The sequence below is a fragment of the Pseudomonas sp. EB271-G4-1 genome, from assembly GCF_058791355.1.
Window position 1 is genome coordinate 19,536 of record NZ_JBYTEO010000022.1, and the last position, 11,313, is coordinate 30,848.

At 61.2% G+C, this 11,313-nt stretch carries 11 protein-coding genes; 8 read left to right on the forward strand and 3 right to left on the reverse strand.

Annotated features, from left to right (window positions below; all coding sequences use genetic code 11):
• Positions 1-32 precede the first annotated feature (32 nt).
• From araD1 to AC3WWR_RS13045, 8 genes are all read left to right on the forward strand, one after another.
• Positions 33-1,025: an AraD1 family protein gene (gene araD1, locus AC3WWR_RS13010; RefSeq protein WP_033044800.1), complete on the forward strand. Its 993-nt coding sequence runs from the start codon at positions 33-35 to the stop codon at positions 1,023-1,025.
• Between the two features lie 11 nt (positions 1,026-1,036).
• Positions 1,037-2,617 carry an aldehyde dehydrogenase (NADP(+)) gene (locus AC3WWR_RS13015; RefSeq protein ID WP_033044801.1) on the forward strand — a complete coding sequence of 527 codons (1,581 nt, stop codon included), beginning with the start codon at positions 1,037-1,039 and terminating at the stop codon, positions 2,615-2,617.
• 173 nt (positions 2,618-2,790) lie between these two features.
• Positions 2,791-3,090: a DUF5629 family protein gene (locus AC3WWR_RS13020; protein WP_237750042.1), complete on the forward strand. Its 300-nt coding sequence runs from the start codon at positions 2,791-2,793 to the stop codon at positions 3,088-3,090.
• Positions 3,083-4,252, forward strand: a complete 1,170-nt coding sequence (locus AC3WWR_RS13025) for a lactonase family protein (RefSeq protein WP_033045336.1) — start codon at positions 3,083-3,085, stop codon at positions 4,250-4,252. Before AC3WWR_RS13020 ends, AC3WWR_RS13025 begins: the two co-directional genes overlap by 8 nt.
• Positions 4,253-4,408: 156 nt before the next feature.
• Positions 4,409-4,588: a hypothetical protein gene (locus tag AC3WWR_RS13030; protein ID WP_020799315.1), complete on the forward strand. Its 180-nt coding sequence runs from the start codon at positions 4,409-4,411 to the stop codon at positions 4,586-4,588.
• 211 nt (positions 4,589-4,799) lie between these two features.
• On the forward strand, positions 4,800-4,925 hold the full coding sequence (locus tag AC3WWR_RS13035; RefSeq protein WP_020799317.1) for a hypothetical protein: 126 nt from the start codon (positions 4,800-4,802) through the stop codon (positions 4,923-4,925).
• A 115-nt stretch (positions 4,926-5,040) separates the two neighbouring features.
• Positions 5,041-5,253 (forward strand): hypothetical protein, encoded by a 213-nt coding sequence (locus tag AC3WWR_RS13040; RefSeq protein WP_492598774.1) that lies wholly within the window; start codon positions 5,041-5,043, stop codon positions 5,251-5,253.
• The gene (locus tag AC3WWR_RS13045) at positions 5,250-5,507 is read left to right on the forward strand and encodes a hypothetical protein (protein ID WP_020799319.1); all 258 of its coding nucleotides are present in this window, start codon (positions 5,250-5,252) and stop codon (positions 5,505-5,507) included. Before AC3WWR_RS13040 ends, AC3WWR_RS13045 begins: the two co-directional genes overlap by 4 nt.
• A 121-nt stretch (positions 5,508-5,628) precedes the next feature.
• Here AC3WWR_RS13045 and AC3WWR_RS13050 read toward each other — a convergent pair whose 3' ends face one another.
• The 3 genes from AC3WWR_RS13050 to AC3WWR_RS13060 are packed head-to-tail and all read right to left on the reverse strand — an operon-like array spanning position 5,629 to position 11,104.
• Complete coding sequence (locus AC3WWR_RS13050) at positions 5,629-6,225, reverse strand: glutathione S-transferase (RefSeq protein WP_033045338.1); 597 nt, start codon at positions 6,223-6,225, stop codon at positions 5,629-5,631.
• Entirely contained in the window at positions 6,222-9,863 is a 3,642-nt protein-coding gene (locus AC3WWR_RS13055) for an AAA family ATPase (RefSeq protein WP_492598775.1), read from the reverse strand. Before AC3WWR_RS13055 ends, AC3WWR_RS13050 begins: the two co-directional genes overlap by 4 nt.
• Positions 9,860-11,104 (reverse strand): exonuclease SbcCD subunit D C-terminal domain-containing protein, encoded by a 1,245-nt coding sequence (locus tag AC3WWR_RS13060; protein ID WP_033045340.1) that lies wholly within the window; start codon positions 11,102-11,104, stop codon positions 9,860-9,862. The genes AC3WWR_RS13055 and AC3WWR_RS13060 overlap by 4 nt, the downstream gene beginning before the upstream one ends.
• Positions 11,105-11,313: the final 209 nt, after the last annotated feature.

The window sequence follows — 11,313 nt, forward strand, 5'->3', positions numbered from 1 at the left end:
TTGGATTTGAGATTTGTCACAGGAGAAAAATCATGCGTTTGGTTCAGTTCGAATTGAGTAACGGCGAGCGCCGTGTCGGCGTGGTCGAGGGGGCGCAGGTCCTGGAAGTTCGTGAGGCACGCACGGTTCGCGACCTGGCGCTGGCAGCGATCGAAGCGGGTGTCAATCTTGAGCAACAGGTGCAGAGCCTGGGCTTGGGTGTCAGCCACGACTATGCCGAACTGCTGGCGCAATTGCGCATCCTGCCACCGCTGGATCACCCGGATCCGGCGCACCTGCTGGTCAGTGGCACTGGCCTGACTCACCTGGGCAGCGCGTCGGCCCGGGACAAGATGCACCAGCAGGTCGGTGACGAAGCCGCGATGACCGATACGATGCGCATCTTCAAATGGGGCGTGGAAGGCGGCAAGCCTGCGGCCGGTCAGGCGGGCGTGCAGCCGGAATGGTTCTACAAGGGCGATGGCAGCATCGTTGTGCGCCCCGGCCAGCCATTCCCCTTGCCACCGTTTGCCGAAGACGCCGGTGAAGAGCCTGAACTCAGCGGCCTTTATGTCATCGGTCACGACGGCAAGCCGTATCGCCTCGGCTTTGCAGTCGGCAACGAGTTTTCCGATCACGTGATGGAGCGCAAGAACTACCTGTACCTGGCCCATTCGAAACTGCGCAGTTGCAGCTACGGCCCGGAGCTGCGGGTCGGCGAGCTGCCGCAACACCTGGCCGGCACCAGTCGCATCCTGCGCGACGGCCAGGTGCTGTGGCAGAACGAGTTCCTCAGTGGCGAGGCCAACATGTGCCACAGCCTGGCGAACCTTGAGTACCACCATTTCAAGTACAGCCAGTTCCTGCGTCCTGGGGACGTGCACATTCACTTCTTCGGTACCGCGACCCTGTCCTTCGCTGACGGCATTCGCCCACAACCGGGCGATGTGTTCGAGATCAGCCAGGGCGAATTCGGCGCGCCGTTAATCAATGGCATCGTTGCGGTCGATGCGGCGTTCGAACCCGGCACTGTCGGCACTCTTTAAGGAATTTCCCCATGCTTCGAATTCTTGGCCACAACTACATCGGCGGCCAGCGCAGTGCGCTGGGCAGCGTCAAATTGCACAGTGTCGACGCCGAGACAGGCGAGGCGTTGCCCCACGATTTCACCCAGGCCACGCCGCAAGAAGTCGATGCCGCCTCCAAGGCCGCCGCGCAGGCGTATTCGGCTTATCGCAATCTGAGCGCGGAGCGTCGCGCAGAATTTCTCGATGCCATCGCCAACGAACTGGATGCGCTGGGCGATGAGTTTGTCAGCCTGGTGTGCCGCGAAACGGCATTGCCGGCCGCACGGATCATCGGTGAGCGTGGCCGCACCAGCGGGCAGATGCGCTTGTTCGCCAATGTGCTACGGCGCGGCGATTTCTACGGGGCGCGCATCGATCAGGCGCAACCTGAGCGCCAGCCCTTGCCACGTCCCGACCTGCGCCAATACCGTATCGGTCTCGGCCCCGTTGCAGTGTTCGGAGCCAGCAACTTCCCCTTGGCGTTTTCCACCGCCGGTGGCGACACGGCATCGGCCCTGGCTGCCGGTTGCCCGGTGGTGTTCAAGGCCCACAGCGGCCACATGGCCACGGCCGAGCAGGTGGCCGATGCGATCATCCGTGCGGCAGAAAAAACCGCGATGCCGGGCGGCGTGTTCAACATGATCTACGGCGGCGGAGTCGGTGAAGCGCTGGTCAAGCACCCGGCCATCCAGGCGGTGGGCTTTACCGGTTCGCTCGCGGGTGGTCGGGCGCTGTGCGACATGGCAGCGGCGCGCCCTCAACCGATCCCGGTGTTCGCCGAGATGTCGAGCATCAATCCGGTGATCGTGCTGCCCCAGGCACTGCAAGTGCGCATGGAAACCATCGCTCGCGGCCTGTCGGCTTCGGTGGTGCAAGGCTGCGGTCAGTTTTGCACCAATCCTGGCCTGGTAATGGGTATCCGTTCGCCGCAGTTCACTGCTTTCCTCGAGTCACTGGCGGACATGATGGCCGATCAACCGGCGCAGACCATGCTCAACGCCGGGACGCTGGGCAGCTATGCGCAGGGCTTGCAAAAGCTCCTTGACCATCCCCGTATCGAACACCTGGCGGGTAAACCGCAACAAGGGCGTCAGGCGCAACCGCAATTGTTCAAGGCCGATGCCAGCTTGCTGATCGAGGCTGATGAAGTGCTGCAAGCGGAAGTCTTCGGCCCGACCACAGTGGTCGTCGAAGTGGCGGATCAGGCGCAACTGAGCGCCGCGTTGAACGGTCTGCATGGTCAATTGACCGCGACGATCATCGGTGAGCAGGCCGATTTCGAGCAGTTCAGCGAACTGACGGGGTTGCTGGAGCAGAAGGTCGGGCGAATCCTGCTCAATGGTTATCCGACCGGCGTGGAGGTCTGCGATTCGATGGTGCACGGCGGGCCGTATCCCGCGACCTCGGATGCGCGCGGCACGTCGGTAGGGACCTTGGCCATCGACCGTTTCCTGCGCCCGGTGTGTTTCCAGAACTACCCCGACAGCCTGCTGCCGGATGTGCTGAAGAACGCAAACCCGCTGGGTATCCAGCGCCTGGTGGATGGCAAGCCGACTCGCGATGCCCTTTGACATGATCGTTCCCACGCTCTGCGTGGGAATGCAGCCCGGGACGCTCTGCGTCTCTTCCAGAGCCGAACGCGGAGCGTCCGTTCAGGCGTTACCACGGGGACCGTGGGAACGATCAGTCGATCATCAGGTGCATGAGCTATCATTGCGTTTTTCCCATTCAAAGATTGACTCCCATGACTGCCGTAACAGATACCTTGCTCAACGCCCTCGAACATTGCGGGATGGTGGAAATCGACGGGCTGCACGCCTTCGAATTCGCCCTCGATGTCGACGACAACCTGCACATCGAATGCATGGACGGTCGAGCGGCCAGGCACTGGGAATTCACCCCGGCACAGATCCAGGCCGCGACCTTTGACACCACAGAGCAGAATTGGCTGATCCACGATAACGTCGGCGAACACCGTCTGGTATGCCTCGGCGACGTCATCAGCGGCGACAACGACGACGATGATGATCAACAGGATGCGTAACGTCTGGCCACTGCTGATCGCCGGCAGCCTCGGCGCGATGGGCGTCCAGGTGGCATCCGCCGATAACTATCAATTGCTCGTGGGTTCCTACACCGCCGGGCAAAGCCAGGGTATCTATCGCCTGAACTTCGACAGTGCGACCGGGCAGATCGACGCCAGGCCGCTGCAAGTGATCCAGAGCGAAAACCCGTCCTGGCTGACCCTGTCCAAGGATCAGCAGCGCGTGTTCGTGGTCAACGAAAATGGCCCGGGCCAGACCGATCCGGTCGGGCGGGTCAGCAGTTATGCTATCGACCCCAAGACCCAAGCACTGACCCTGATCAATCAGGTACAGAGCCTGGGCAACGAGCCAACGCATTCGAGCCTGAGCCTTGAAGCGAGCCACTTGTTTGTCAGCAACTACTCGGTGGCTGAAGATCCGGGCGGCACGTTGGCGGTGTTGCCGGTGGCGGCGGACGGCTCGTTGAAACCGGTGGTGCAGATGAGTAGCCATCCGGCCAGCCGGGTCAATCCCGAGCGGCAGATGTCGGCGCACGTGCACGCGACGATACCGTCGCCAGACGGCCAATACGTGTTTTCCAACGACCTGGGGGCGGACAAGGTCTTTGCCTACCGCTTCGACCCAAAGGCCAATCCTGACTTGCCGTTGACCCCGGCAACACCGTCGTTCGTGCAGCTGCCGCCCGGTAGCGGGCCGCGCCATCTGCTGTTCAGTGCCGATGGCAAGCACGCCTGGCTGACCATGGAAATGAGCGCGCAAGTGGCGGTGTTCGATTACCGCGACGGCAAGCTTGAGCAAACCCAGTTGGTCGATCTGGCTGCCGGTCAGCCCGTTTCGGACAAGGCCGCCGCTGCCTTGCACGCATCCAGGGACGGCAAGTTCCTGTATGTCAGCAACCGTGGTACGGCCAACCAGCTGCTGGTGTTCGCCATCGACCCGGCGACGGGGCATCTCAAGGAACTGCAAAGGCGCCCGGTAGAGGGCGATCATCCACGGGAGTTCAGCCTCGATCCGAGCGGCAAGTTCGTACTGATCGCCAATCAGAAAAGTAACCAGATTGTCGTCGTCGAGCGCGATGCCATCACCGGCTTGCTGGGTAAAACCGTGCAAAAACTGCCGATGGATGCACCGAGTGACCTGAAATTCATGGTGCGTCAATAGGCCGCAGGCTCCGGTTGATGGGGCCTGCATCCTTCTATCAATGAGGGTGATATCTGTAAGTGTCACAAAGCATTTCAGGCTGATAACCCTCGAGGGTTAAGTTTGCTTCACGGCCCCACCGGGCAAGCAAGCCAACTGACTTCGAGGAATATCCGCATGAACTTCAATCTCTTCTCCGTAATCGCCGCTTCCGCCATTTCCGCCACCGTGGCCCTGCCAGCCAGCGCCAACGTTGAAATCAGCGACAAGAAAGCCCACGCCCAGAGTTACACCCAGAAATACCTGCAACAGAGCGCCAACTTCTACGCCGCCCTGGATCACAAAACCCAGCACTGAAAGACCCGACCAGCAGCCTTTTATGCAGGAGCGAAGTCACTTGCCGATCGAAGCCCAGGCAGCGAAAGGCGTTGAAGTGATGTCGCTCCTGCATAACGCGTTTGCGACAATATCATTTAGCCATCGATGTAATGCTTGATATCAGGTGGCCATATCTCTAAATTTGACGCTGATTTTTTGACTCCTCCTTCTCAAGAAAAGGATTGCCAAAATGACGATGCGTCTTGCCGTGGTGCTGTTGTTCCTCTATTCGACCCCGATCCTGTCTGCTGCCGACCCCATTCCCGGCGAACCCGACGCTGCGCGCGAGCGCATGATCAGTTTTATTGAAGACTGAGATAGACTGGCTCAATGATCAACGAAGTTGATATTTGCTATGCATCAGACTCGTTGGTTACCGCTGCTTTTTTGATTGATTCTATGGACTCTGAAACATGTCCACGGAGTTCATCATGGCCAGCACCATCATCACCTCTGCCAAATACGGCGCCTACGTGGCAATCGGTCTCTATTTGGTCATGGTGCTGGTTGTCAGTCTTTCGCCGCAGTCGCGGCAAACCGTCGAGCCGCCGATTCACGTCGCGCACCCTGGCATCCAGTTTGAACATCGCGCACAACAGGCGATGGTCGATCCGGCCGAACTGGCGGGAGTGGCCGGAGCATGAACCGTTGCAAACTTTTGCTTATCGCCTTCCTGGCATTCATAACCAATGGCTTTTCCCTGCTGGGGATCGGGCACGGGTCAATAGGCGGGGTGGCACGGGCCATCGAGGCCAACCACAACATCGCGCGCAACATCGAGATCGCCAAGGCCATGGGGATGCTCGCGGGCAACCCGCCACACGAGCCCGATAGCGGGTTTTTCGGGCCGTTCCAGGTGGATTGCTCGGTGATTGGCATGTGCGAGGTATTGGCCTGAAACCCCGATTCCTGTAGGGGCGAGCACGCTCGCGATGGTCGTCAACGATTACGTGGGGTGCCTGATACCCCGCGGCGCCCTCGGGTTTATCGCGAGCATGCTCGCTCCTACAAGGATCGGGTTATTTCGCCATCACCGATGTAAACAACGCCGACGCCAGAAACCGCTGCAACCAGTCCTGCAGCCGTCGATAGGGCGTTTGCGCGAACCACTCGCGATCGACATGGGCGAATTGCCGTATGAACGGCATCAGCGCCACGTCGGCCAGGGTCGGGTGGTCGGCCAGCAGATAATCGCGACCGTCCAGCAACTCATCCAGCCTACGCAGGAACACCTCACCCTCGGCGCGGTAAAAAGCCATCGGCTGTTGCGGATAGCGTTCAGCGTACTTGTAGCGGTTCAGATGCACCTTGAAGACCTGATCGTTCTCCTCGATCAACGCCTCGATGGCGAGCTGCCCTTGCGGATCATCCTTGAGCAGCCAATCCTGCGGATCATACTGTGACAGGGCCCAGCGCATAATCTCCAGGCTTTCATCAATGACCTGGCCGTCTACGTTCAATACCGGAACCGTGCCTTTGCTCGACAATGCGAGCATCTCGGCGGGTTTGGCCTTCAGGCTGACTTCGACAATGTCCACGGCCACTTCGCTGTAGCGTAGCGCCATGCGTGCCCGCATGGCGTAAGGGCAACGACGGAACGAGTAGAGGGTGGTCATTTCACCTCCAGGGTGCTCAAGCCGTTACCTTGGCGGCGGACCTGGATCTGCACCGGAATCCGCTCATGCATTTCCTGCACATGGGAAATCACCGCGACCTTGCGCCCCTGGGCCTGCAAGCCGTCGAGGGCGTCCATGGCCAATTGCAGGGACTCCGGATCGAGGCTGCCGAAACCTTCGTCGATGAACAGCGATTCGATCTTCAGCGTGCTCGAGGCCATCGATGCCAGGCCCAACGCCAGGGCCAGCGACACCAGGAAGGTTTCGCCGCCAGACAATGAATGCACCGAGCGCAGTTCGTCGCCCATCTCGGTGTCCATCACCAGCAAGCCCAGCATGCTCCCGCCGCGCTTGAGGCGGTAGCGCCGCACCAGTTGGCGCAATTGCACGTTGGCGTGGTGTACCAGCAGGTCGAGGTTGTAGGCCTGGGCGATCTTGCGGAAGGTATCGCCGGTGGCCGAACCGATCAGCGCATTCAAGCGAGCCCAGCGCTGGTACTCGGTGTACGCGTCGGCGATCTGTTGCGCCAGGGCCTGATTGGCATTCTGCCGGCGTTGATCCTCGGCCTGTTCGGCACGCAGTTCGGCGCAACGTTGTTCGCTGACGGTGAACTGGTTCTGCAACTCAGTGAGCGCGTTGGCGAGTTGCTCGTCATCCAGGTCGCCGATGTGCTGCGCCTTGTGATCGAGCAAACGCTTGTCGCGTTCCTGGAGCAGGACGTTGGCCTGTTCGATGGCTTTTTCGCTGAGTTGCAAGCGTTGGCGTAGTTCGCTCACATGGGCATCGTCGACCTGCAGCAGGTCTTCAAGGCCACCGTCACCCAGTTCTGGATGACGGGCGCGCCATTCGGCGATTTTGCCGCTCAGTTCGCGGTTTTCGCTTTCCAGTGTGTGCAAACGCTCTTGCTGCGCCTTGAGTTCGGCCGCGATTCGCACCCGTTGGGTGAGTAGGTTTTGCAGTTCCGTGGCCGTCGTGGTTTCGGCGTTACGCGCCTGTTCAACGTCCTGCTCAAGCTGCTGCTGCCACTGCTCGGCGCTGCCGTGCGAGCCGAGCAATTGTCCAAGCGCCTGCTGGCTGGCCTGTTGTTGTGCGGCCAGCGCATTGAACTGCTGCTCAACGATTTGCAATTGCTGCACGCGGGTCTGCTGCCGATCCTGTTCCTTCTCAAGCTGTTGCTGACGCTGTTGCTGTTCGGCCAGCTCTTCCTTTTGCTGATCGAGTTGTGCCAGGCGCTCGGCGATCTGCCGATCAAGTTGCATGAAGGTCGCGGCGGGTTCAGTGCGAAGTGCTTCCAGGGTATCGGCTGGCAGCAGGCTGGCGAATGCGCTGAGTTCTTCGTCCAAGCGCTGACGGTCATTGCCCAGTTCACGCCGTTGATTGTCCAGGTGCTGGGCCGCGCTCTGATGCGCGGTTTCGGCGTGGCGCAATTGCTGGGTCAGACGCGCAGCATCCTGTTGCAAGGTGAGCAGGGCGGTTTGCCGTTGTTCGTCCTGGGTGATGCTCTGGTTCAACTGACTGTTTTGCTGGCTGAGCCAGGCGCCGCGTTTGTCGGCATCCTGATTGAGCAGTGTGGTGGCCAACGGATGCGCTTGAAGGCTGGGCGCCAGGGCTTGCTGCGCGCTCGCCAGTTGTTCCTGCTGTTGCAGCAATTCTTTTTGCTGGGCGATCAACCCGCCCACTTCGGCGCGCAGTTCGCCAAGTTTTTCCTTGAGCAGGTCGACCGCTTTTTGCGCAGTGGCCTGTTCGCTTTCATCAAAGCGCCCCAAACTTTGCAACAGGGCTTCCGGTTGATGATAGGGATGCTCATGGCTGCCGCAGACCGGGCAGGGTTGGTCATCGTGCAATTGCGCGCGCAGTTCCTCGACGCTGGCGCTGCGGGCCAGGCGCTGGCGTTCCAGCAGGTCGCGGGTGACCGTCAGGGTTTGCTCGGCGACGGTAAGTTCAGCCTTGGTCTTTACCCCGTCCTGGGTCAGGCGCTCACGTTCCTGTTGCGCGGCGACCTGGCGTTGTTGCAACTCGGCGCCGCGCTTGTCCAGGTCTTGTTGGCTGTCCCACAGCCGGGTCAGATCTTCGATGGCACGCAGTTGCTTGCGGTTGTCCTGCAACAGGCTGCCAAGGATACCGATCTGCTCGGCGACGGCATCCGGCTCGGCGCCAGCCTCTTTGAACAGCACCTCCAGTTGCTGTTTCTGCGCTGCGAAGGCTTGTGCGGTGCGTTCGGCATTTTGTTCGAGGTTCGCCAGTTCCGCCTGGCCCTTGTTCAATCGATTGCCGATCAACATCAGCTGTTGCAGGCGATCACGGTAGGCATTCCAGGCATCGCTCAACGGCGCTAGATGAGCGCTTTGGGCCAGATCGGCCGCCATGCGTTGCAAGTGTTCGGTCGCCCGGGCCTGTTGCTCGTGCAAGGTTTGAATCGCTTGCTGCCCTTGGGTGCAGGCCTGTTCGGCGGCCTGCTTGGCTTCGGCGCTCAGGGTCGCGTCCTTGGCCAGGCGGGCGAGGGTGCTTTGTTCCTCGAAAGCCTGGCGCAACAGCGGCGCACATTCGGTTTGTCGTTGCTGTGCCTCGCCCAGGGCGATCCGCGTTGCCCCCAGTTGCTGTTCCAGTAGCGCCTGACGCTCGCTGAGTTCGCCATGTTGCCGGGTATGCTGGGCAATCTGCTCTGCCAAGGGCGTGAGTAGCGAATCGACCTCGGCCTTGCGGGCGAACTGGTGCCGCTGCGGGGCCAGCTGTTCGAGGCGTGTCAGCTTCAAGCGCTCGCCAGCCAGGCTTTCCCAAGTGTGTTGGGCAGTGTGCAGTTGTTCGGCGGCGGCCAGTTGCGCGTCATGCAAACGGCGCAGTTCTTTGAGCCAGGTGTCTTGCAGCTCGAGCTGCTTGAGCTGTGCCTGCTGCAATTTCAGTTGCTGTTGCGCGGCATGAAAGCGCTCATCGAGCTCGGCGCGCGCCTCAGGCGCCAGCGGCGTGACACCGCTGGCCTGATCCTGCAGCAGTTTGTGCGCTTCGCGGGCTTCTTTGGTCTTGTCGAACGCTCGACGGCCCAAGCGAGTGTAGAGCGCGGTGTCGGTGAGTTTTTCCAACAATTCGCTGCGGTCGTTGTCATCGGCCTTGAGGAAGGCACTGAACTCGCTCTGCGCCAACAGCACGGCCCGGGTGAACTGCTCGAAATTCAGCCCCAGCGCGGCCTCGAGCTGGGTCTTGTATTCACCTTTCTGGCTGGCCAGCAGTTGATCCTGATCGAGGTCGCGCAGGCTCTGGCGACTGACTTGCAGCTTGCCGCCGGCCTTTTCCCGGGCGCGATTGGCTTCCCAGCGCGCACGATAACGCCGGCCATCGATGCCGACGAAATCCACTTCGGCATAGCCTTCGCCCGTGCCGCGACGCAGCAGGGTGCGTGGGTCACCGGTGCCGATTTCGCCATCGGCGTCCGGCACCTTGGCGTCGCGCCCGGTGTTGTTCAGGCGCGGCACGGCACCGAAAAGCGCCAAGCACAACGCGTCGAGCAGGGTGCTCTTGCCCGCGCCGGTCGGGCCGGTAATGGCGAACAGTCCGGCACTGGCAAGGGGCTCGGCGGTGAAGTCGATTTCAAACGGACCGGCCAGTGAGGCGAGGTTCTTCAGGCGGATGGCAAGGATCTTCATGGCTGTTCGTCCTCCATCTGCACGTCTTGCAGCAGCTCGGCAAAGTCCTTGAGGGTTTGCTCATCGACCTCGCTGCCGTAGTTGTCCTGCCAGGCGCGGCTGAACAGTTCCTGGGGCGTGAGCTGGTCCAGCTCAATCAACCCGGCACCGTTATCGGCGCCTTCCCGGCTGCCATTGCCCGCGTATTCGGCGGCGATGCGTACCAGGCGCACGGCTTTGCCCTGCAGGGCGCTTTCCACTTGATGACGCAAATCCGGTTGCGGCTCGTCCAGGCGCACTCGCACTTCCAGCCAGGGTTGGCGCTGGTAGTCGGCCAACAGGTCGATGATGGGCAGGTCAGCCAGTTGCACCAGGATGTCAGCCAGGGGCGCAGGGCCGATACGCTGCAGGTTGACGGCGCGGGGGATCAGTTTCGGTTCGACGCTGACCAGCGTTTCGCCATCGAGTGTGATGTCGAGAATCTGGTGCTGGTAGCCGATCTCCGAGAATGACAGGGGTATCGGCGAGCCGCTGTAGCGAATGCGCGCCTCGCCATTGACCTTCTGTGGCTTGTGCAAATGCCCCAGGGCGACGTAGCTGATGGTCGGCCCGAACAGGCTGGCGGGCAGGGCTTCGGCGTTGCCGATGATCAGGCTGCGCTCGGAATCCTCCGACACCGAACCGCCGGCCATGTGCGCATGGCTGATGGCGATCAGCGCTTGACCGGGCTGGCGCTTGGCATTGGCCGCTTCGATCAGCCATTCATGAACCTGGCCGATGCCGCGCAGGTAGTCATCGCCCAAATGCGCGCCCGTCACTTCGGCTGGGCGCAGGAACGGTAGCGCCAGGCACCAGGCGGCAATTTCACCCCGGGCATCGGGCAGTGGCAGCAACAGGCGTTCGGCGTCCAGTTGCCCGTCATCCAGCCACAGCACACGCCCCAGGGCGTGAGTACGCAAACGGCGCATCAAGGGCGCGGGCAGTTCGATCCGCGAACCGGAATCGTGGTTGCCGGCGATCATCACGATGGTCAGCAACGGTTGCTGCTCATGGGCGCTGACGATGAAGTCGTAAAGACGTTCCTGGGCTTTGACTGGCGGGTTGACCGTGTCGAAGATATCGCCGGCGATCAGCAGCACATCCGGCTGATCCAGCTTGAGCTGGCGCAGCAGCCAGTCGAAAAAACAGCCGTGCTCAAAGTCGCGATCCTGGCCGTGCAGATTCTGCCCGAGGTGCCAGTCGGAGGTGTGGAACAGACGCAAGGCGAACTCCGTAGGAAAAAAGGTGATGGCCGCGGGGAAAAATGACAACGGCTAAAGGGGGAGAGTTTACTGGCAAACGGGGTGGGTGTGGTCAGACACTGCGCGTAGACCTGTAGGAGCCGGCTTGCTGGCGATAGCGGTGGGTCGAATGGACTTCGATGGTGCCTGACACACCGCTATCGCCAGCAAGCCGGCTCCTACAGAGGGGG